General features: G+C 43.0%; 21 protein-coding genes. 14 read left to right on the forward strand and 7 right to left on the reverse strand.

The window, feature by feature from the left end; translation table 11 throughout:
• Positions 1–25: 25 nt before the first annotated feature.
• The 4 genes from gnd to LDO37_RS27860 all read right to left on the reverse strand — a co-directional run bounded on the left by gnd (position 26) and on the right by LDO37_RS27860 (position 5,035).
• Positions 26–1,474 (reverse strand): decarboxylating NADP(+)-dependent phosphogluconate dehydrogenase, encoded by a 1,449-nt coding sequence (gene gnd, locus LDO37_RS27845; RefSeq protein WP_126607688.1) that lies wholly within the window; start codon positions 1,472–1,474, stop codon positions 26–28.
• A 20-nt stretch (positions 1,475–1,494) separates the two neighbouring features.
• Positions 1,495–2,211: a 6-phosphogluconolactonase gene (pgl, locus tag LDO37_RS27850; protein ID WP_126607689.1), complete on the reverse strand. Its 717-nt coding sequence runs from the start codon at positions 2,209–2,211 to the stop codon at positions 1,495–1,497.
• Positions 2,208–3,710 carry a glucose-6-phosphate dehydrogenase gene (zwf, locus tag LDO37_RS27855; RefSeq protein WP_185829793.1) on the reverse strand — a complete coding sequence of 501 codons (1,503 nt, stop codon included), beginning with the start codon at positions 3,708–3,710 and terminating at the stop codon, positions 2,208–2,210. Before zwf ends, pgl begins: the two co-directional genes overlap by 4 nt.
• Positions 3,711–4,138: 428 nt before the next feature.
• Complete coding sequence (locus tag LDO37_RS27860; protein ID WP_126607675.1) at positions 4,139–5,035, reverse strand: phosphotransferase; 897 nt, start codon at positions 5,033–5,035, stop codon at positions 4,139–4,141.
• A gap of 365 nt (positions 5,036–5,400) precedes the next feature.
• Between LDO37_RS27860 and LDO37_RS27865 the strand changes: the two genes are divergently transcribed.
• Positions 5,401–6,144, forward strand: a complete 744-nt coding sequence (locus LDO37_RS27865) for a flagellar brake protein (protein ID WP_126607674.1) — start codon at positions 5,401–5,403, stop codon at positions 6,142–6,144.
• A 251-nt stretch (positions 6,145–6,395) separates the two neighbouring features.
• On the opposite strand, the gene cspE is transcribed toward LDO37_RS27865, so the two are convergent.
• Positions 6,396–6,605: a transcription antiterminator/RNA stability regulator CspE gene (gene cspE / locus LDO37_RS27870; protein ID WP_004402847.1), complete on the reverse strand. Its 210-nt coding sequence runs from the start codon at positions 6,603–6,605 to the stop codon at positions 6,396–6,398.
• A 611-nt stretch (positions 6,606–7,216) separates the two neighbouring features.
• Between cspE and LDO37_RS27875 the strand changes: the two genes are divergently transcribed.
• The 4 genes from LDO37_RS27875 to LDO37_RS27890 all read left to right on the forward strand — a co-directional run bounded on the left by LDO37_RS27875 (position 7,217) and on the right by LDO37_RS27890 (position 11,780).
• Positions 7,217–9,289 carry a protein-disulfide reductase DsbD family protein gene (locus LDO37_RS27875; RefSeq protein ID WP_224055646.1) on the forward strand — a complete coding sequence of 691 codons (2,073 nt, stop codon included), beginning with the start codon at positions 7,217–7,219 and terminating at the stop codon, positions 9,287–9,289.
• Positions 9,290–9,293: 4 nt separating this feature from the next.
• On the forward strand, positions 9,294–9,779 hold the full coding sequence (locus tag LDO37_RS27880) for a protein disulfide oxidoreductase (protein ID WP_224055647.1): 486 nt from the start codon (positions 9,294–9,296) through the stop codon (positions 9,777–9,779).
• Between the two features lie 11 nt (positions 9,780–9,790).
• Positions 9,791–10,540 (forward strand): DsbA family protein, encoded by a 750-nt coding sequence (locus LDO37_RS27885; protein ID WP_224055648.1) that lies wholly within the window; start codon positions 9,791–9,793, stop codon positions 10,538–10,540.
• A gap of 304 nt (positions 10,541–10,844) precedes the next feature.
• Positions 10,845–11,780, forward strand: coding sequence for a DMT family transporter (locus LDO37_RS27890; RefSeq protein ID WP_224055649.1), 936 nt, complete (start codon positions 10,845–10,847; stop codon positions 11,778–11,780).
• On the opposite strand, the gene LDO37_RS27895 is transcribed toward LDO37_RS27890, so the two are convergent.
• Complete coding sequence (locus LDO37_RS27895) at positions 11,737–12,525, reverse strand: EAL domain-containing protein (protein ID WP_224055650.1); 789 nt, start codon at positions 12,523–12,525, stop codon at positions 11,737–11,739. The two genes, LDO37_RS27890 and LDO37_RS27895, sit on opposite strands and share 44 nt — an antisense overlap.
• A 515-nt stretch (positions 12,526–13,040) precedes the next feature.
• Between LDO37_RS27895 and LDO37_RS27900 the strand changes: the two genes are divergently transcribed.
• The 8 genes from LDO37_RS27900 (at position 13,041) to LDO37_RS27935 (ending at position 21,087) form a co-directional block, all read left to right on the forward strand.
• Positions 13,041–13,982, forward strand: a complete 942-nt coding sequence (locus LDO37_RS27900) for a porin (protein ID WP_224055651.1) — start codon at positions 13,041–13,043, stop codon at positions 13,980–13,982.
• Positions 13,983–14,385: 403 nt separating this feature from the next.
• On the forward strand, positions 14,386–14,619 hold the full coding sequence (locus LDO37_RS27905) for a microviridin/marinostatin family tricyclic proteinase inhibitor (protein ID WP_224055652.1): 234 nt from the start codon (positions 14,386–14,388) through the stop codon (positions 14,617–14,619).
• A complete protein-coding gene (locus tag LDO37_RS27910) occupies positions 14,591–14,872 on the forward strand; it encodes a microviridin/marinostatin family tricyclic proteinase inhibitor (RefSeq protein ID WP_101111713.1) in 282 nt (93 codons plus the stop codon). Before LDO37_RS27905 ends, LDO37_RS27910 begins: the two co-directional genes overlap by 29 nt.
• Positions 14,873–15,264: 392 nt before the next feature.
• On the forward strand, positions 15,265–15,522 hold the full coding sequence (locus LDO37_RS27915; RefSeq protein WP_101111714.1) for a microviridin/marinostatin family tricyclic proteinase inhibitor: 258 nt from the start codon (positions 15,265–15,267) through the stop codon (positions 15,520–15,522).
• Positions 15,523–15,631: 109 nt separating this feature from the next.
• Entirely contained in the window at positions 15,632–16,666 is a 1,035-nt protein-coding gene (locus LDO37_RS27920) for an MvdC/MvdD family ATP grasp protein (protein WP_224055653.1), read from the forward strand.
• Between the two features lie 21 nt (positions 16,667–16,687).
• Complete coding sequence (locus tag LDO37_RS27925; RefSeq protein ID WP_224055654.1) at positions 16,688–17,674, forward strand: MvdC/MvdD family ATP grasp protein; 987 nt, start codon at positions 16,688–16,690, stop codon at positions 17,672–17,674.
• Positions 17,675–17,741: 67 nt separating this feature from the next.
• On the forward strand, positions 17,742–18,980 hold the full coding sequence (locus tag LDO37_RS27930) for an HlyD family secretion protein (RefSeq protein ID WP_224055655.1): 1,239 nt from the start codon (positions 17,742–17,744) through the stop codon (positions 18,978–18,980).
• Between the two features lies 1 nt (position 18,981).
• Positions 18,982–21,087 carry a peptidase domain-containing ABC transporter gene (locus LDO37_RS27935; protein ID WP_224055656.1) on the forward strand — a complete coding sequence of 702 codons (2,106 nt, stop codon included), beginning with the start codon at positions 18,982–18,984 and terminating at the stop codon, positions 21,085–21,087.
• Positions 21,088–21,112: 25 nt separating this feature from the next.
• Here LDO37_RS27935 and LDO37_RS27940 read toward each other — a convergent pair whose 3' ends face one another.
• Entirely contained in the window at positions 21,113–21,997 is an 885-nt protein-coding gene (locus LDO37_RS27940) for a DMT family transporter (protein WP_224055657.1), read from the reverse strand.
• 216 nt (positions 21,998–22,213) lie between these two features.
• Here LDO37_RS27940 and LDO37_RS27945 point away from each other — a divergent pair, with 216 nt between their 5' ends.
• The gene (locus LDO37_RS27945) at positions 22,214–22,675 is read left to right on the forward strand and encodes a hypothetical protein (protein WP_224055658.1); all 462 of its coding nucleotides are present in this window, start codon (positions 22,214–22,216) and stop codon (positions 22,673–22,675) included.
• Positions 22,676–22,681 lie beyond the last annotated feature (6 nt).

Here is a 22,681-nt window from a genome sequence, read left to right on the forward strand (position 1 = left end):
CCTTTGTATTTGGATTACGAGGTAATTACACGTCGTAAGTTGTAGAAGCAGTGTCACCGCCTGTACCAGTCCAGTTCGTGTGGAAGAATTCACCACGCTCACGGTCGATACGCTCGTAAGTGTGAGCACCGAAGTAGTCACGCTGAGCTTGAAGCAGGTTAGCTGGTAGACGTGCGGTTGTATAACCGTCTAGGAAAGATAGCGCAGAAATCGTACATGGCATTGGGATACCAGACTCAAGAGATTTCGCTGCTACTTTACGCCATGCTGCTAGGCTGTTTTGTAGGATGTTTTTGAAGTACTCGTCAGAACCTAGGAATGCGATGTCTGGGTTTGCTTCGTACGCATCACGGATGTTGCCTAGGAATGCAGAGCGGATGATACAACCACCACGCCACATTAGTGCTACGTTGCCGTAGTTTAGGTCCCAGCCGTTTTCGTTCGACGCTTCACGCATTAGCATGAAACCTTGAGCGTAAGAGATGATCTTTGAAGCCAGTAGAGCCTGACGAAGTGCGTCAACCCACTCTTTCTTGTCGCCTTCAACTGGAGTAATCGTCTTACCGAACAGTTTTTCAGCTTCAACACGTTGGTCTTTGAGTGCAGACAGGCAACGAGAGAATACAGACTCAGAGATAAGCGTTAGAGGAATACCTAGGTCTAGTGCGTTGATACCCGTCCACTTACCAGTACCTTTCTGACCGGCTGTGTCTAGGATCTTCTCAACAAGAGCTTCACCGTCTTCATCTTTGTAACCAAGGATGTCAGCTGTGATTTCAACTAGGTAGCTGTCTAGCTCAGTCTTGTTCCAATCAGCAAATACAGCTTGCATTTCGTCAGCTGAAAGACCAAGACCGTCTTTCATGAACTGGTATGCTTCAGTGATAAGCTGCATGTCACCGTATTCGATGCCGTTGTGTACCATCTTAACGAAGTGACCCGCACCGTCGTTACCAACCCAGTCACAGCAAGGCTCACCAGCGTCAGTTTTTGCAGAGATACCTTGGAAGATTGGCTTAACCGCTTCCCAAGCTTCAGGCGCACCGCCTGGCATGATTGAAGGACCAAAGCGTGCACCTTCTTCACCACCTGATACGCCAGTACCGATGAAGTGAATGCCTTTCTCACGACAATGCGCTACACGACGGTTTGTATCTGGGTAGTTAGTGTTACCACCATCAATGATGATGTCGCCTTCGTCTAGAAGTGGGATTAGGTTGTCGATGAACGTGTCTACAACGTCACCAGCACGAACCATCAGCATCACTTTACGTGGTGCTTCTAGCTTTTCTACTAGCTCTTCTAGAGAGTACGCGCCAACAATGTTTGTGCCTTTCGCCGGGCCTTCTAGGAACTCGTCTACCTTCGCAGCAGTACGGTTGTGAGCAACCACTTTAAAACCGTGGTCGTTCATGTTTAGGATAAGGTTCTGGCCCATTACTGCTAGGCCAATAACACCGATATCACCTTTCATTATTCATCTCCATTAATCGATCAGGCAATTTTACTTGCTGCGTCTGAATCTAAGTACCACTCCGTTTCGCCCGTTTTGGACTGGATTTTCGCTGCCGGATAAGGCAATGCTTCCGCTGGAGTAGTGTGAATTTCGTGTACAATCTCGATCTTGCCAGCGCCCAATACTAGGTAGCTGATGCGTTTTGCCGCTTCCAGCACTTTGGCTGTCTTCGACACGCGGATTTGACCGGATTCTGGATGAGAAGCCAAAACAGATAGGTTCTCATCGTTGTAATTTGTTTGCTCTGGGAACAACGAGGCCGTATGGCCATCAGCGCCCACACCAAGCAGGATCCAATCAAAAACTGGCGTGCTGTTTTCAGTTGGGATCACTTCAGCCATTTCATTGGCAAAGCGCTCAGCTTCTGCTTTTGGTTCGTTTTCACCGCGGATACGGTGAATATTTTCTGCTGGAATTTCAATTTGGCTAAACAATAACGTGTTCGCTTCACCGTAATTGCTTTCCGCATCTTCAGGAGCAACACAACGCTCATCGCCCCACCAAAAATGCAGGTTTTTCCATTGAATAGCGGTTGCGTAAGCCTCTGTAGCCAAAAGCTTGAACAACATTTTTGGGGTGCTACCACCAGACAAAGAAATGTGAATAGGCTTGCCTTGCTCGCTGAACGTTTTCAAGTCGTTAGCTAGGCTTTCTACTACCTGATCCGCAGTTTGAAAGATCTTATGATTGATCATAGTTCGCAGTAATCCGTGTCAGTAAGGTTCTTACAAGGGAAACGCCATGCGCGTCCGTCACGCTGAAGCAGCTTGTCAGACTCAATAGGTCCCCATGTTCCACAAGCGTAACCATACAGTGATTGAGGATCTTGTTTAAAGTCCAGAATCGGCTGTACGTACTTCCAACACGCTTCTACTGCATCACTACGAGCAAATAGCGTCGCGTCGCCATTTAGCGAGTCCAGAAGTAAACGTTCATACGCAGTTAGCATCTGAGTTTCTTCAAGGGAAGCGTAGTGGAAGTTCATTTTCACTTCTTTCGCATGGAAGCCAGCGCCCGGCTCTTTTAGACCGAAGCTCATTTGAATGCCTTCATCAGGCTGAATACGAATGATCAGCTTGTTTTCTGGGGCATCCAAACCAAATACCGGGTGCGGTGTGCGTTTGAAGTGAATAACCACTTCGGTTACACGTGTTGGCAAGCGCTTACCTGTACGGACATAAAACGGCACACCATTCCAACGCCAGTTGTTGATGTATGCTTTCAATCCTACGTATGTTTCAGTACGTGAATCTTCTGCAACACCTGTCTCGTCACGATACCCAGGAAGGAATTCACCACGCACATCAGAACCCGTGTACTGACCCAATACCAGATTGTTGCGAAGGTCATTTTCTTCTAACGGCTTCAAGCACTGAAGAACTTTCACTACTTCATCACGCATTGAATCGGCATTGATCTGAGCGGGTGGTTCCATACCAACCATTGCTAATACTTGCAGCAAGTGGTTTTGGAACATATCACGCACAGCACCTGATCCGTCGTAGTAGCCACCACGTTCTTCTACACCTAAGAATTCAGCACCTGTGATTTCCACGTAATCAATAAAGTTACGGTTCCACAATGGCTCAAACATGGCGTTAGAAAAGCGGAACACTAACAAGTTTTGTACCGTTTCTTTACCTAAGTAATGGTCGATACGGTAAATCTGATGTTCCTGAAAATGCTCATGAATTTCTTTATCTAACTTTTGCGCAGATTCTAAATCATAACCAAATGGCTTTTCGATGATCAGACGTTTCCAGCCTTCGCTTTCATCGTTCAAGCCATGTGCCGCTAGGCTGGCTGGAATCACGCTGTAAAGGCTTGGTGGCGTTGCTAAATAGAAGAGTGTGTTGCTTTGTTCAAACTGATAGCTTTCAGAGAGTTCATCTAAGCGGGTAACCAGTTTGGCGTAATCGGCGGTGTCGGAAGTGTTTATCGCTTGGTAATGTAAGTAGTTAATAAACGCATCTAACGTTTCAGGTTCCGTTTTTTCCATTTCCTGAAGAGAGCGTTTCAACTTGTCGCGATAAGATTCATCACTGTATTCAGTGCGGCTGACGCCTAAAATCGCAAAGGATTCTGGAAGCTGTTTGCTCGCGTATAAATGGTATAGCGCGGGGATCAGCTTGCGGTAAGTCAAATCGCCAGAGGCACCGAAGATAACGATGCAGCTGTTTTCAGGTATTACCATCATCTTTCCTTAAAGAGGGGTTTTCATTGAGACATAACTAGAGTTAACAGACCCTATCAATGTCTCAGGTAAATTAACAATAGGTGTTAACTATCAGTCCGAGAGGTAAGAGCTATGGGCTACTTAGTGTTCAACTGAGCTAAAACAGCGTGCTACTTTACATCAGCTAACTAAGATGCGCATCCCAAAAACTTACCTATTTCAAATTTGTTGAGAAAAACTACAAAATTTCTGTAACGTTTACAACATCACAAACAATAATAATTATCATTAACAACAAAAACAGAGGGATCGATTAGAAATAAGGTATTCCTTAATATTCGTTACTTCACGATGTATTCAAGCCCTTTTGTAGCACATGAAAGTGAATATTCATTGATCTTCCAGTGTTCTGGACTCCAACCATAGAGAAACCTTAGAAAATCTGCTCAAGCCACATAATAAAAGGGTTTCCAGCTTTCAATGATCAGCTTTGCATTTTGTTCTGGACGATAAAACGACATGGCATCTTCGAATTGGGAAAAGTAGTAATCTAACAACAGCTTTTCAACATTTTTGGCTTCTTCAATAGGCACACAACTACTAATGAAAAGCATGACATCTTTCATCGCACACCCTTCCCCTACATATTGAAAATCCACGGCACCAACAGAATCCATATTGGCTGAAAAACAGAAGTTCGCCAGCTTGGCATCACCATGAACCAATGTCGGAAAGGGTACCGATTTCAATGCCGAGTCTAATGCTTTCGCGTATGTTTTAAATTCACTTGTCGCCATTGTTTGAAATTCATCAGGGCGGGTGTCCAAATGCCAGTAGGTCCCTTGCGTCCATAAGGCTTCGTCTGGACCGAAATTGAGGTGGCTTACGCTCAAATGCTTTGCATGAAAATTCGCTAGCCACTTGAGGCAAAGCTTCCAGTGCCTAACATCTGACTGTTTCACAACCTCTGTTAGCCCGTAATCACGCAAGTCGGACATAACAATCACGTATTGTGTGGGAGTAGGATTAACTTCCAGCCCAATAGGCATGAGGCATCTTGGATCTTGTAGAGTGGAGAACTTCAAATACCAATTGGCTTCTACAATATAAGATTTTAGCTTTCTATCGGTCGATCGTTCGGTATTCCAGCCTTTTGGATGCGCGAGCGTTTCAGGCAACTCTATCCATTTAGCAATAACACTTTTAGCATTTTCACTCTGCCCAACATCATCACTGTTGTTATTTGGGCTCAAAACCCAGCGTTCAAGTCGTCCGAAATCACCCCAAAGTTTCTGAATAAGCTGCTTTTTTGAGGGTTTGTGTGCCAAATACCCTTTACTCATTTTCTGATTCCCAACATTAAGTTCACTCAATGCATGTAATGTTCTTATTATTGTCTCTTAAATACGCTTAATTCGCCAATTGAAAAAGTCATTACTAAACTAGACTCATATTCTATGGTTTGTTTAATACAATTTATTGAGCCATGCATCAATGTATGCTCCAATCACGCGAATATTTATTCGCACAGCTCACATTCAGAAACGTCGATTACAATCGATTTATAAAAGTTAATTTATAATGTCAGAGCAATAATCACGACTTTAAATGCATCAAAGCACATAAAAACTAAATGACTGTCGTGTGTATATATATCATCGCCTTACAATGACTTAGTACGAGGCAAATGAAGGTCAAAAGGACTACCATGGCGGAAAACTCGGCGGCAGCAAACCTACAAGTTAATACCAATTCGGAAAATTTCAAAGGTGCTGAAACAACGCTTAAAAGCTCAGATGCTTTAGCAATGATCGAACACAGCAGTGATGTGACCATTAACATCTCTACTCCCGTAGGGATTAACTATAAAGGCATTACACCTTTCATAGGAACCATTGGAACAGATTATATATTGCTGGGCGCGCCTGATATCTCGGACGAAGATTACGAATACTTTTTTCAGGAAGGTTTCTGGGTAAATGTTCGCGCTATTTCACCACGTGGTGAAGGCGCACTTATTTCTTTCCGATGCCAAATCATGCACATGGTTAACGAACCCGTTCGCATGATCATGTTGTCCATTCCAGCCAATATGAAAGTACTTCAACTTCGTAAAGAACCCAGATACGACGTATCGCTCGCCGCCGTTGTTTTTTATAACGGTCAGCGCTTGGAATGTGAAGTAAGGGATATTTCTAAAGGAGGATGCCGTATCATCACAAGCCCTTTGATACGCACATTCCAGATAGAAGAACCTGTACAAATCAGCATAGTGGAACGGACGCGTGGGAAAGTAGACCTTCCTCAGCTTACTGGCAAGATATGTAACATGCAGAAGTCCCATCATTACGCGCGCTACGGAATGATGTTTGATGACAAAGGTAAGAAGAGTGTGCAGCTTTTGCTAAGCCATTTGAAGTTTGATGGCTCAAAGCTTGCTCTGAAAGCTTAGTTTTTTAGAACGTGTACACATACACGTTGATGGCAAAAATAGCGTTAGTGCTTGGTTTTTAGCGTTCAGTTGTTAACCGTATTTTCCAACCAATCTCTACTGATTAAAAAAACAGAAAAAGCTTAGGTTCTAGCTAGACCCTAAGCCTGTATTACGAACAATTCTACGAATTATTACTAGCGATAAAACGAATTCGCCCCGCTACCTCGGGTGAGAGAGCGGGGCGATGCATTCTATCAATCTAAACTCAATTAGATTTTTTCAACGTTTGCAGCTTGAGGACCTTTTTGGCCTTGCTCAACTTCAAACGATACTTTTTGGCCTTCAGCAAGTGTTTTGAATCCGTCACCAGTGATAGCACGGAAGTGAACAAATACGTCTGCACCACCGTCTTCTTGAGTAATAAAGCCAAAACCTTTTTCTTCGTTAAACCACTTAACTGTGCCAGTTGTCTTAGACATGGGTATTTCCTAAATTGTATCTTTGTATCTCACAGCGCGACCTTCGCGCCATAATTGTTAGTCAGCCAGATAGAGTTACTTATAAGAGTCTAAACATCGAAAAGAAAACACTTCAACAACAGACTGTCAGACAGTAGGTTTAAGAAGACTTCTTGAGTCAGGAACAACAAATAAATAGGTCTGCATACAGGCCAACTACCAAGTTACGCGAGTTTCCTGCTGGTGTATACGATTTTCTTCCGATAGCAGGAAAAAATCGCCTTGATTGTGATATGTGTAAGCAAAAATGACAAGATTCACACATGATTCATAAAAATATTGTTGCAGGATCTCAATTCTCATTCTACCGAACTAACTGTTTACTCAAATTTTTTTCTTATTTTTGGGAATATTTTTGACAACAAGTAGGTCTTATATCTGAATAGCCCACTTAGCTGACTGTGTTTTCTCGCCACAAAACGTCGGCAATAGAACAGCTGCTGTAGGTTTCGAATCGACATTGCAGTTATCTCGCATTGGGTAAACGGGTTAAACCTGTTTATATTTTAACTGGGTATAGAATCTCAATGACTTATAGATTCTCAACTACTATGAGCCCCAAAAGGCATGCTTTGAAAATACTACCTGTACTCCGATACGTTTTTGCTTTCATTATTTGTATTGTGTCGCTTTCTTCATATGGCGAGGCACATACAACATCTTGGCTTCAAAATGACAGGCACCCACCCGTATCGGTAAAATTATCACTAACTGGTACGCAAGACGTAAACGCAAAGACAGTTCATGCATTGTTGGAAGTGAGGTTGGCTGATAGTTGGAAAACTTACTGGCGTACTCCCGGCGAAGGTGGTGTTTCTCCCTCACTCGATTACTCGACGACCTCCAATATTGAAAACATCCAATGGCATTGGCCAATCCCAAATTACTACCAGCAGTTTGGTTTAACTGTTTTGGGTTATCAAGACTACGTGGCATTTCCTTTAGATATCGTTTTGAGTAATCCACAAACTGCTACAGATATTAACGCTACGCTTACTTTACCCAGTTGCACCGACATTTGCGTTCTCACCGACTACCCTATTCAGTTGTCTTTTGATCCCGAATTGCTGCAGCCAAACAGCGATAGCATGATGCTTCACAATCAAGCAATGTCGTTAATTCCGCTTACTGATGGCAGCGCGAAGGTGTCATGCATCATTTGGGATGAAGCCAATCAGCTACTCAATGTGACTTTGGAAAACGAAACGAGCTGGAATAATCCAAATCTATTTATAGAGACATTGAAATCAGGAGATAACCATTTTCAAGCGCCCACTATTTCAATCCGCGACAACCTGTTAACCGCCATTTTTCCTGTCTCGAACACGCTTGGGAAGCCTGATTTAAACAATCAAAAACTACGCATTACGGTAAAAGACGACTTACTTCTGCAAGAATTAACCGCACCATATTCAATCGGGCATGTTAAGGCTGAAAATCCGAACACAGTACTGATGCTATGGTTCGCTTTCCTAGGTGGGCTGATATTAAATGTTATGCCATGTGTGCTCCCCGTCCTTGGAATCAAGGTCAATAGCGTGTTGCTTTCTGGCGACAAACCAGCGTCGCACAGAGCACACTTTCTCGCCTCAGCCGCCGGCATCATTTCTTCATTTTGGGTACTTGCGGTCGCTCTTATCGCCCTTAAATGGACAGGTAATACCATTGGCTGGGGAATCCAATTCCAGCAGCCTTGGTTTTTGGTCTTTCTAGTTGTTGTCACCTTAGGTTTTAGCTTAAATTTGTTCGGCGTTTTTGAGTTCAAGCTCCCTAGCCGTTGGTCCAATACTTTGGCTAGTGACAGGGGGAAAGGGCTGTCAAAGCCATTTTTCCAAGGTGCTTTCGCTACATTGCTTGCCACACCTTGTAGTGCTCCGTTTCTCGGAACCGCCGTCGCTTTCGCGTTAGGAAGCCATATTTTTGACATTCTGCTCATATTTACATTTTTGGGTATCGGCTTAGCCTTTCCTTGGTTTATGTTCGCTTTATTCCCAAAAACCATTGGGTTACTGCCAAAACCCGGTGCTTGGATGAGTCGTGTAAAAATCCTTTTTGCTCTAATGATGTCTTTAACATCCTTCTGGCTAATTTCGCTGCTTTCTACGCACCTAGGTCAATTTGCAACCATAATGGTCAGTGTCGTTACATTTGTGTTTTTGCTGATCGTATTAATTTCAAAATATGGTGCCAGAAGCGTCACGATTTACGGTAGCTCCGCATTGCTGGTTGCCGGATTGGGCATGGCGATAGCGGGGTCACTTTCATCGCATTGGGCAACACCCGTTATCGATGACTTGCAATGGCAAGAATTAGATACGCAAGCCATCGCGCAACATGTGGCGGAAGGTAAGCTTGTATTTGTAGATGTCACCGCAGATTGGTGTATTACCTGCAAAGCCAACAAGATTGGAACAATACTGCAACCCCCAGCGTATGAGCTGATGCAAGCATCTGACGTCGTTTTAATGCGAGGGGATTGGACAACACCAAGTAATGCTATTACTGAATTTTTGATGAGTCACGGCCGATATGGCGTACCACTTAATGTGGTATACGGACCAAACGCACCTCTGGGGAATGCCCTTCCGGTGCTGCTGACTCAAGATTCCATTTCACAATCTCTCGATCAGGCAAGAGGAAAATAAACTGATGCTCAAAATAGTAAGAAACCTCACAGGCTATCTCTTGCTTATTATTCTGATTACTGGACTACTCGATTGGTGGCGAACCAAGCATGTTGATTTCCACGACATGCCGATGACTCAAGGAAACGCCATTGATGGTGCTTTCGTTAATGTAACTGAGTTAAGCCGCGATAAGCCTGTCTTGGTCTATTTCTGGGCGACTTGGTGTGGCGTATGCAGCCTAACAACACCGAGTATTGATATTTTGTCCAATCACTACGAAGTGGTTTCTATTGCTTTGGCATCTGGCGAAGATGATCGCTTGCTCGAATACATTAAGAACAACGACTACAGCTTCACAGTAATTAATGATTTGGAGGGCAGTATTAATCAGTACTGGCGAGCCCAAGTCACTCCTACAATCGCCATTGTCAAAGATGGTGAAATTCAGTCTATGACCACAGGGTTTTCTACTCCTTGGGGGTTATGGCTACGTTTACTGCTGGCATAAGGATCCAGAAAATGACATACGTTACAAAATGGCTTGGTGGATTAGGGCTAGCGTTTGGCTTGGTGATGCCAAGCTATGCAGAAGAAGGCAAAGCGGCGGTTTCATTAACTCCAGAGCAAACGACTCAATTGGCAAAAATTAACGCCATATTGAAAGGGCACCCTCAAATCATTGGTGATTTAAGCAAAAGCTTAGAAGCCTATGTTGCCCAGTTAAAGCAAGTCGAAGTCGCCCTGAAAGAACAAAGAAGTTGGTTGACGCAGGCACCAGAACACAGCAAATCTGGTGCAGAAAACCCCGCTCTGACCATCATTAACTTTACCGACTACAACTGCCCATACTGTAAGCGCTTGGAAATTGGCTTGGCTAAGTTGCTCATAGAGATAGACAACGTAAAAGTTGTTAACATCTATGTGCCTTTACAACAGCAGATTGCCAGTGGCACCAACACAAACTCTGCGTTTTATGCGTTAAAAGTTTGGGAGAAAGAGCCCGAGAAGTTTGCAGAAGTTCACAGGCTTTTAGTCGCGCATCCGACACGTCACGATGCAGAATCACTCAACCGTATTGCTAAAGAAACGGGTACTGAAAAGTACTTAGAAACGGGTGAGCGAGAAGAATCCATTGTATCTCGAAATATGCAAGCATTTGGTCAGTTGGGTTTACGTGGGACCCCTGCACTTATCATTAATGATGAGATTGTCCCAGGGTTCCTACCTTACGGTGAACTCAAAAAAGCCGTCCAAAAAGAATTGAACTAGGACTGAAAAGCCTGAATTTACTTCTTTAGTGGTTATTTCTATATAACTTCAGCTCTACATAAATTCAGTTCTGTATAAACTCGGTTCTGTTTAAACTCAGCTCTTTATAGAAAAGTGGGTACACATGATTTGCAGCCCACTCTTTCTAACTAATATCTAACCAACTGAGCAGTTTACTCTTTTTATTCGTATATCCAAGTGATCTAAAGCTCACTTACAAAAGTTATCTTCACATAAAGATACTTTACACTGAGTTATAATTGGAGTACATTGCCCACATTATCTTCACATAGACATAGTTAGCATGAATATATTTCTCGCCATGATCCCTGCTTTTTTTTGGGGAACCACATATGCTGTAACGCAGTTTACTCTGTCTGAATGGCCGCCATTACTACTGGGCTTTATTCGTGCTCTTCCCGCTGGCCTTCTTTTATTGGCACTTCGTCCCATCATGCCTAAAAGAGATCAGTGGCAACCTTTAATCATTCTTTCCTTAGTGAACATAAGCGCATTTTTCGCCATGATCTTTCTTATGGCAGCCACATTACCAGCAGCAATATCCGGCGTAGGAATGGTTTCCGTCCCCATTTTCGCCATGATTTTTCAATGGTTGTGGTTTAAGAATAAGCCTTCCGGCATTCAAATCGTTTCTGGTTTTACTTTGGTGGGTTTCGCATGGTTTCTTTTCGATCCAAGCCAGATCGAACTTGGTACAACCGGCTTGATTGCTATGTTTTGTGCAATTTGGTGCATTATTATTGGCAGTACACTGACTCAAAAACTATCAAAAGATATGCACTGGTGGGGAGTGTTAAGTTGGCAGCTTATTATAGGTGGCGCAGCACTCGGAGTTGTAGCAGGCGCTCAGTGGCTGTTTGAACCTTCTGCTTTTGAAGCGGTTACCAATCAAGACATTAGCGCAACCAATTGGTTTGGAATCGCTTGGATAATTATTCTGAATACGGCTGTCGCTTACGGGATGTATGTGTGGTTAATCCGAAAAATGACCATAGTCGAGTTCACATTTAGTGGTATCGCCAACCCTATTGCTGGCATTACTGGTGGTGTTTTATTGATGAATGAAACCTATAGCCATACACAAATAGGCTTAATGCTCGGGATGATACTGGCTTCGCTTCTTCCGAACTTCCTGAATTTATGGCGCACCAAAAGACGCGCTAACAAACAGGAAACTAGAACAGAGAATACTCAGGATAGTGTGCCTGTATCGGATTGAATAGGTAGCCTTGATAACCCCAAAAAGCAAAAGGTAGAAGATGATTGAGTGAATTCTGATCTTCTACTCTTTCCACAATCCATTTCGCATCGCTAGAGGATTTTTGCTGAAGGATGATGTCTAGTTTTTTGCAAGAATGGTTCATGCCCGATTTGAGATCGAAAAATGGATTGTCGACCTTCACGTAGTCATAAAGACCCGCACTCAACTCATCATCTCTAAAATCTTCTCCAACTTGATAGTCATCCAAGGCGATTTTCACCCCGACGTCTTTCAGTTTGGCCACACCTTTGAGGTAGTCTTTACCTTCTATCGAATATTGGCGCTCGGTTGTTTCAACAACTAACGATTTTCCATAGCACTTTAAATGAGAGTGAACGGCGATAAGAAGGTTAATGGTTTTTCTATTACTTAAGGCGTGTCTTTCCACATTCAGGAACAAACACTCAAACGGAAAGGAAGCAGGGTTAACAGAAATCAGAAAATGAAGCTGTTGCTCAAGAATATCTTTAGCAAGACGTTTGCCTAGCTCACCTTTCATGAAGGTGGTGTGGATAGCGGCATCTTCCTGAGAAAGAAGCAACTCACTGGCCAGTAACTTCTTGCTTTCACTAACAATGATTTCATTTTTGAATTGAAAACGAGGTGTGTCTGGTTCAACAAAGTCTTGCGGTAGCGGGGTCGCAGAACTTTTTCCATTCTGAAAACGCATTTCAATAGCAGATTGTTTTACATCTATGCCCATTTAGCGACTACCCTATAGCTTGGACTACCACATCTTTAAAGAGCTACTGCTCTGATGAGTTCACCCTAGAACTCTTGCTTATTAACATAAGCAGTGTGGAGTCGCGAAGCAAACCGTTTTGCCTCAAATCCATTTTATATGCGGCCTAACAAACGTAATTCGCACTTTTGAGACAATATTAATTGTAAAAACATACATTTCCAACATCATCTCTAACGTTAACTTCACATTTCACCTCAATTCATATGGTATATGGATGTATTTTTTACTGCGTACATTAGCATTTTCTGTTTTTCACCATCAAAAATCACACTATCTACAAAAAACTCATTGCACTTTCATTCTTTATTCACGCAATCAATATGTAGAGACCCTTCAAAATATTCCAGATGCAGCCAAGCAATATTAGGCACAGCACGAACGGTAGCAACTTATTGGAAACTTCCTTTGACTGTTCACAAGGGAAAGTGAGCTTACCCATTACCTCTTATAGAAGAGATTAAAAGGACTAGGACATGAACAAAGCTATTCTAGCAACAGCAATTCTTTCGGCTATGACTCTATCTTCTGCTTCCGCGGTAACGATTTATGAAAAAGATGGGACCGTATTAGATTTAGGTGGACGCGCTGAAGGGCGTTTCAATGTGTCGGACGCCAATAAAACAGGTAATAAAGGCGCGTTTAAAGACATCAGCCGCGCACGGATATCTCTATCCGGTGAGTCAGCTGTTACCGATCAATTTTCAGGTTTTGGAAAATACGAAGCCGAACTCTCTGGTGAAGAAGACTTAACGAATCGCTACTACTTTGCTGGTGTTAAAGGCGAGTTTGGTTCTGTGTCTTACGGAAAACAAGATTCATCTCAAGTCATGTTAAGTAACTTCACCGATACCTTAGCCACATTTGGAGCAAAAGCAGCCGACATTGTGGATGGTAATAAAGACAAGAGAGAAAATGCGCTAGTCTACAAAACCACGTTCGATCAGCTTACTGTATCTGGTGACTACATATTCGCGGATAAAGATAATAACGACAACACAAACAGTTATGGTATCTCTGGGGTTTACAGTTTGGAACGATTTAGAATCGGTGCCGGTTATGTAAACCAAAAGCAAGGCGATGAAACCGAAAATCAATTCAACTTTGTTGGTGAAGTTCAGTTCGACAATCTTAGTTTTTCGGGTCTTTACACAATGGGTAAAAGTGTTGTTGGCAGCCAGCTTAATGACATTATTGGTTATGAACTGATGGCTAAATACGAACTCGAGAAAGTTGCCTTTGTAGGCGCGTACAATGCCCAGAAAAATGACTCCTCAAAAACCGACACTGTGGATGAATTTGCTTTGGAATCGGTTTATACCTTTAACGAACACCTGAGGACTTATGTCGGTTATCGTATCAACCAGATAAAAGATGCAGATAACGAACTTCAAATGGGTTTACGTTACGATTTCTAAAGATTATAGAGTCAGCCACTCTTGGCTGACTCTATACCGCACTTAACTGCTACCTCTACAAATAAAAAACTAGTTGCATATTTTAAATTCACACAATGATACGCCCCATTTTTCACGTGAATTTTTATGCACTCTATGCATTTTATTATTTATTTTCTTTAAAACGGTCAATCCTCCCTCACTTCAGGTTCACAAATCGAACCATCGGTCTTAGATCTTGAACCCAAACTTATTCTTTGATTTATCAGTGTTGATCGTGAAATGACTCGTATTCTCACTGATATTCCTCATCAACTCTTGTTAAATGTTTGTTTTAAAAAACTCACCTTGATACTTATATCAACGATTATCTCATTGATAATTAAAACTTAAATTGTAAACAAACTTTAACAAGGATTGAAAAGTGAATAAGAACACACCTTTTTTCAGCAACTTTATTGAATCTCAAATCGAAGTGCTAAGCGCTCAAGAAACTAAGCAATGTGCAGGTGGTTTCATTGGCGATTTTGAAGTCGTAACAATGAAAGCACCATCTGATGACGATGAAGGTCTAGAGTTCGTTCTTAAGCCAGGCGACCTAGTAACAATGAAACACCCATCAGACAGCGATGAAGGCAACGATTTCCCATCGTTCTAATAAGCTAAAGGAAGAGAATATGAGTAAGAACACTCCTTTCTTTAACCATTTTATCGAGTCACAAATTGAAGAATTAAACGACACTGAAACAACTCAGTGCTCGGGTGGTTTTGCAGGTATCAATATTTCAATGAAGCACCCTTCTGATAACGATGAAGGGCAGCCAATTGATATCGGTATTCGACCAATTGATGTGACGATGAAATACCCTTCTGATGATGATGAGGGTGTCGAAATCAAACTCGACCGTTAAATTAGGCTATTTTTATAATCAATATTCACCTTGCGTTATGTAAGGTGAATATTTTAGCAAACGGTAATTTACAATAAAACAGTGTATAAATAATAATCATACGGATTAAAAATAGATCTTAATTCAAATTAAATCAGTTATTACACGAAATAAAATAAGTTTAATCACGGTCAAAATTTAGGGGTGAAATATAATTTTAATTCCAGTTAATTTCAGTCTCACTATTGAGAAATTATCTAACTAATAAAAATATTATTATTTTATAAGTAATTGCTTTTATGTATGTTTTAAAAGGTGAACAGCAGATACTGCTAATTCGTCGACGTAATAGTGTTCACATAAAAACGCCAATTAACGGCACTAAATTAAATTAAATTAAAAGGAACATACAAATGAGTAAGAACACTCCATTTTTTAATAATTTTATCGAAGCAGACACACTAACTGAAGAAGAAGCAAACCAAATTTCTGGTGGTATTGTTAACTTTGGTGGTATTTCAACAAGAAAAGCACCATCTGATGATGACGAAGGTTTTGCAATTGCAACTCGTAAAGCCCCTTCAGATGACGATGAAGGATTTGAAATCGCAACTCGTAAAGCGCCATCTGATGATGACGAAGGTACAGCGATTGTATTTCCGACTTGGTAAATACCAAATCGGGTTTAGGTAATACTCGATAGAACATCTATCCAGTTCCTAGACATGACCTCTAAGCTCTCACCCCCAAAAATTTGGGGGTGATATTGAAAGAACGATTATGCAGAAAACAAACAAAAGTATCCTATGCATCACTCATTCTGAGGACACCTTTCCCGTAGATTGGGTAACAGAACACCTAATGACAGCGGGTGTAGAGGCTGTTCGCTTAAACAGCGATCAATTCCCCTTGAATATTCAAATCGGTGGGAGCTTACAAACCCTCCCTTTTGACTCTCCGAGTTCAGAAGAGCAGCATTTGGAAAAGGCACACGTTGATACACTGATTTCAACGGAAGGCTGGTCTATCAACGAGTCAAATATTGGCGCGATATGGCATAGAAAAAACAGAGTCAGCGATTTATCTTCCGCGCTAGAAGGAGATGTATTAGCCCAAGCAACTCGTGAGTCTGAGTGCATTAAGCAGTCTTTACTTTACAGTTTCGAAGATGTTTTCTGGCTTGATCACCCAAACACACAACTGGCTGGAGAAAATAAATGGCTACAGCTTAGAATGGCAAAAAAAGCGGGGCTCGACGTTCCTGCAACGCTATTTACCAATATTCCAGACCAAGTAAAAGCATTCTATAAACAGTGCAATGGCGACATTGTCGCAAAAATGCACACGCCATTAACCGTTTCCATGGGTAAACCCCCTGCGTTTGTATACACATCGAAAGTAACCGAAGCTCACTTAGCGGATCTCGACTCGCTGCGCTTTTCTCCCATGATTTTTCAGCAACAAGTGAAAAAACAAGTGGAGTTACGCATAGCCTATGTCGATGGACATTGCTTCCCAGCTAAAGTGAATTTGAGCAGTAATGATGAAAAAGAACTGCTCGACTGGCGAAAAGCGACGCCAACGCAATCCAATTGGCAACACACTGATATCCCTGAATCTCTCGTACAAAAGTTGCGCGTTTTCATGGACTCTATGAATCTAAAATTTGGCGCTATTGACATCATATTAGATACGGCTCGCAAATATCAGTTCTTAGAAGTGAACCCTGCGGGTGAATGGGGAATGTTAGAGGCAGAATTAGACCTGCCTATTTCTAAACAGATCGCCCAAACACTTATTAAATACAGTCAATAGCAAGGAACAGCTGGTACAAGTATGACTAAAAATAAAGTTCTCATCATTACGCATTCAAAAGACAATCAAAGTATTGATACCGTTTCCGAACTGCTGAAACAAGCTGGTGTAGTACCAGTTCGTTTTAACACGGATCTCTTTCCAACTAAGGTGCAAATTGCCACCCATCAGAATAATAACGGTAATGAGAGTACGCTCATTACGGAAAATGGCGATGTCGTCAAAGGTGACGAGATATTGGCCGTTTGGTATCGCCGATTCTATCCTGCAAAAGGTTTACCTGCCGACATGGACATACAGCTCAAGCAACCTTCTGCCGAAGAAAGCAAGCGAACCATTTTGGGTTACCTCGATAGTCTAGAGTGCTACAAACTTGACGATTACTGGGATATACGCCACGCATCCAATAAAGAATATCAATTGATGCTGGCAAGAAAAGTGGGGTTAAACCTACCCAATACACTCACCAGTAACTCGCCAGAAGCAGTGCGTGATTTCTTCGCTGATAACAACGGTAAAATTATAACGAAGATGCAAACCGCCTTTTCAGTTTGGAATGATGATGTTGAGCAAGTGGTTTTTACCAACAAGGTAGAAGAAGAACACTTAGAAAAACTGGAAGAGTTAAACCTGTGCCCAATGGTGTTCCAAGAACATGTCATTAAAGATGTTGAGTTGCGTGCGACCGTTGTTGGAAATCAGGTTTACTGCGCATCCATTGACCCAGATATTATGAAGGGGATGGAAACCGATTGGCGTAAGCGCGGTGTCTACACACTCGATAAATGGCAGCCATTTGAGTTGCCGCAAGAAGAAGCCGATAAGCTGATCCGTCTCGCGACAGAGCTCAAGCTAAACTATGGCGCGGCAGATCTTATTTTAACGCCAGATGGCCAATACAAATTCCTAGAAATCAACCCATGCGGTGAATTCTACTGGATGGATATATACCAAAAGCTAGGTATTTGTGAAGCCATTGCTCAAAACTTGGTAGCCGGTGGCCGATAACCATAATTTTGCCTTATTCTGCCCGAACATCACCGTGCTCGGGCATTCTTAATACCGGAGAGATTTTTTGAGCCAGCTGTATCGTCAATCTGTCATTGACGCCCAAAAACAACGACTCCACGGCGATGTATTGCTCGCGCAGCCATTGTCCATTTATCTTATTGTGACCATTCTTTTCGTTTCCGTCACCTTGCTGGGCTTATATCTGAATTATGCCGAATACAGTCGAAAAGAGACGGTTCAAGGCTATATCTTGCCAGATAAAGGCATTATCAAGTCCTTTTCGCAACGTGAAGGCATCGTCGAAACGGTTCATATCCAAGAGGGTCAGCAAGTTGAGAAAGGCGAACCTCTGATCACCATTAGCTCCAAAAACAAACTGGCCAACGGGCTCGACCTTAACCAAACCGTAGTGCAAGAGTTTGAAAAGCAATATCAGTACATCAATCAAGAAATTCAGTATCAAAACAACCTTCATGCTCAACAAATCAATAAGCAGAAAGTGCTTGTTACGGACATAGACCGCCAACTTGCCGCCATTGAAACCCAAAAAGCACTCATACGAGAGAAATACCAACTTCAAACTGAGCGTGAAAAGCAGCACCAAAAACTGTTCCGAGAAGGGCACCTTTCAGCTCTGGATCTTCAATCACAAAAAGAAGCGCTGATAGAGATCAAAGCCCAGCAAGAGCGAGTGTTCGCCAATGAACTGGATTTGCGAAAGACTCGAAATACCTTGCAGTCAGACTTGGCGATTCTGCCCAAACAACACGAACTGAACGTATTGGATTTAGAACAACAAAAATCCTCGATTCGGCAACAACTCAGCCAAGCACAAGGTAACGCCATTCACGTATTGGCAGCCAATGAAAAAGGCAAAGCAACAGGCATAAACGTAGTAACGGGTGAAACCGTCCACGACAACCAATTAATGCTGAGCCTTATTCCTGAAAACGCGAAATTAGTCGCGGAGCTTTTTCTTCCCACGCGGTCGGCTGGATTCGTAAAGAAAGGCGACGCGGTCAAACTGCGGTTAGACGCCTTCCCCTATCAGCGATTTGGCTACCTTGGTGGCGAGGTTTCACATATAGACACAGTACTCTTGCAAAGTGGGGAGACCCCTTTACCCATCAGCGAGCCTGTTTACCGAATTCGAGTCGCACTTGAAAAAGAGCACGTCGATTTTGAAGGTACATCCATTCCCCTCAAAAACGGGATGCTTTTGGAAGCGGATATTTTATTGGAAAGCCGCAGCATCATGGGTTGGATACTTGAACCTGTCTACGGATTATTAGGAAAGATTTAATATGGATCACGCCGAGAAAGAGCCTCATATTACTGAGCTACTGGAGTATTCCGGCAACCGAAAAGTCGCCATGATTTCGCAAACTGAAGCCGCGGAATGTGGCTTAGCTTGCCTAGCGATGGTCTCTTCCTATTATGGGTATAAACTTGATATGCCTGCCGCGCGCCGATTTTATTCGCCCGGAATGAAAGGGATCAACGTTCAACAGCTTATTCAAACTGCCGACAAAATGCAGTTAGCCGCTAGAGCACTAAAATGCCCACTGGAGCACGTCGGAAAGCTGACTTTACCGTGCGTTGTGCATTGGGATCTCAACCACTTCGTAGTAATCACGGGCGTTAAAAAGAACACCGTTACCATTAATGATCCAGCGTCGGGTACACGTGTTTTATCTCTAACGGAATTCAGCGAACATTACACGGGCATCGCCATTGAGCTGATCCCAACAAAAGAGTTTGAGAAGAAAGACGCACGCCAAAAAATGGGCATCAGCCAATTATGGACAAGGGTTTCAGGGCTCGGAAAAGCGTTATCCACGCTGGTATTTCTGTCGATTCTTCTCCAGTTTTTAATGTTGCTTAGCCCCTATTACATTCAGCTGGTTGTGGACGAAGTGCTGGTCAGTTTCGACGAAACGCTGCTGATCGTTCTGGCGGCGGGATTTAGCTTACTCTTGCTATTTAACATCATCACCAAAGCAATTCGAAGTTGGTTGATCCTTCGATTATCCAGCCAGTTAAACTTACAAATGGGTGCCAACCTACTTCGCCATTTGTTGCGTTTACCCATGAGCTACTTTGAAACTCGCCACATTGGCGACTTGGTTTCTCGCTTTGGTTCCCTCAATCAAGTGCGTGAGAGGATGACAACTGGCTTAGTCGAAACCATTGTTGATGGCATCATGTCTATCGCTATTCTGGCAGTCATGCTCGCCTATAGCCCATTTCTGACCGCTGTTGTCTTGTGTGTGGTTCTTGCCTACCTCACGGTTCGCCTCGCGCTGTACAGTAAACTGCAACAGGCGACGGAAACATCCATTGAAGCGAAAGCCAAAGAGCAAAGCCAATTTTTGGAAACGGCGCGTGGCATTCAAACCATCCGCCTTTTCAATGCCGAATCCATGCGTCAAAGTACTTGGCAGAATCGCTATAGCTCTGTCATTAATGCAGACATCAAACTGGGCAAGCTGAGTATTGGCTTTGAATCCGTAAACCAATTGCTGTTTGGCTTAGAAAATATCTTCATCATTTTCCTTGCAGCGATGGCGGTAATGAGTGGCGACATGACCATAGGTATGGTGTTTGCGTTCTTGGCGTACAAAGAGCAATTAACCTCTCGTATGTCGATGCTGATAGAACAAGTCATTCAGTTTAAAATGCTTCGCTTGCACCTCGACCGTATTGCCGATATTGCTCTGCATGAACAAGAGCCTCACCGCGAGAAAGGGCGTAATCTAACTCAAATGCGTGGCAATGTTGAACTGGTCGATCTATCGTTCAAGTATTCTGAAAATGACGACTATATTTTCCAAAACCTGAATCTAACGATACCTGCCGGTGAATCCATCGCTTTGGTGGGCCCTTCTGGGTGCGGTAAATCAACATTAATGAAGTTAATGCTTGGATTGCTTCAGCCCACATCAGGGAAAATACTGGTTGATGGGGAAGATATCCGAGATTTAGGGCTTTCTAGTTACCGAGACAGGATTGCCTCGGTAATGCAAGACGACACATTGCTTACCGGATCGGTAGAGGAAAACATTACCTTTTTTACACCTGAACCCAACCACCAAATGATGATGCAATGCGCTCATATGGCTGGCATCCATGAAGACATCATCAAGCTGCCAATGAACTACCAAAGTTTAGTGTCGGATATGGGCTCCAATTTTTCTGGAGGTCAAACTCAGCGGCTATTACTGGCTAGGGCGCTTTACCATCGCCCATCGATTTTGTTTTTAGATGAAGCCACCAGCCATTTGGATGTTGAAAACGAAGGTCGAATCAATGAGCACATCAAAGGGCTGCCGTTTACTCGCGTGATGATCGCCCACCGCCCTGAAACCATCAAAAGTGCAGACAGAGTAGTCAACATCAGTGAGCTTTAGATCTATTAAACCTCTTTAGAATTATCTAACCTCTTTGACGACGTAACAGGCTTTTCGGTGAGAAGCCTGTTACCAACATCGTGCCGCTGACCACCAGTATGGTGCCAATCACTGTATTAAACCCGATTGGCTCACCCAGCACCAAATATCCCCATAAGATACCGAAAAACGGAATCAAAAAAGTCACAGAAAGTGTAGAAGCGGGTCCAATATCCGTCACCAAACGAAAGTACAGCAGATACGCCAATCCTGTACACAACACCCCTAGTACCGCGACCGACGACCATTCAAATACCGTAGGTGTCTCAGGCATTGGCAGCCAAGGCAATAAAGGCAGCACCAATATCACGGCACCCCACATACTTCCGTGCGCATTATCGAACGATGAAATCTTAGGCGCATTCTTGGCGTAGTTAGTCGCTACCCCATAACAAGATGCGGCCATTACTCCAGCAATAATCGGCAACGTCGCTTCCTCGCCAATATTGACGGCATCCCACCCTACCAACACAGCAACGCCCAACACGCCTAAAACTAAGCCAAATCCCCCCTTAAGTGACAAAGGCGTTTTGTGCCAAAAATACGCAATTACCGCGCCCCAAATAACCGCTGTAGAATTTAAAATAGACAAGGTAGATGCATTCAATGTTTGGGCTGCGTAGGCGAAAAGCATAAACGGCATAGCCGTATTAAAAGAAGCAATGATCAGAAAGTGCTTAGGGTATTGAAACAGTATCAACCGACGTTTAAGAAAGACAGACACCAGCAGCAAGCTCATCGCGGCAAACAGCACTCTAAATTCAATTAAATAAGCAGGGCCAAAGCTATTTGCGGCAATTCTCATGAAAAGAAAAGACGCCCCCCAAACTGCGGCAAGGCATAGTAATCGTAAAAAGCTGGCTGCGGTCATTTCTGTATCCTTCTTCTGATGAAATACCACTGTGTATTGGGTTGATAAAAAACACAATTACAAATCAAATTGCGGTTCCGATAATGGCGATCGCGCACCACCCCACTGATCCTTGGTTTCATACTGATCAGCGATTAAATTTAGATCTTTTTAGTTGTGACATTCGCTAAACAGGCATACTATCGGCGAATTGAATCAATAGAGTGATAATCATCAATGAGAACCTGGGCAATCTTGCTGTTTTCTCTGCTGGTTACTTTCAGCCATACCGTGTTTGCTCAAACGGAAAACGGTGGCTGGCTATCGCAAAACGCTGAATATGCGGCGCAATCCTCTGTTGAGACTCCATCTCACCCTTCTACTGATTTTCAAACCGAAGCCAACTTGCAAATCGAGTTGGAAAAAGGCGCAGCTGATTCTCATACTCAGCATATTCCCGATGGACTTTTGACATCGTCTCGATTTGTTTCGTGGATTCAGGAAAGAGTATTCCCAACCCCAGATTACGAACTTCTGGTACAACTCGGTGGTGAGGATCTACCGCCAAGTTATCTGTATTTCTCTCCCTTAATTCCTTCTGTACTCTGGTCGGAAAAAGCATCAGGCTCGAACTCGCACAGAATATCAGGCTGGAAAGATTCAAACCTCCTGTATGTCCGGTTAAGCCGCGACAGCTAACCTCAA

The sequence above is a fragment of the Vibrio penaeicida genome (assembly GCF_019977755.1).
Classification (GTDB): Bacteria; Pseudomonadota; Gammaproteobacteria; order Enterobacterales; family Vibrionaceae; genus Vibrio; species Vibrio penaeicida.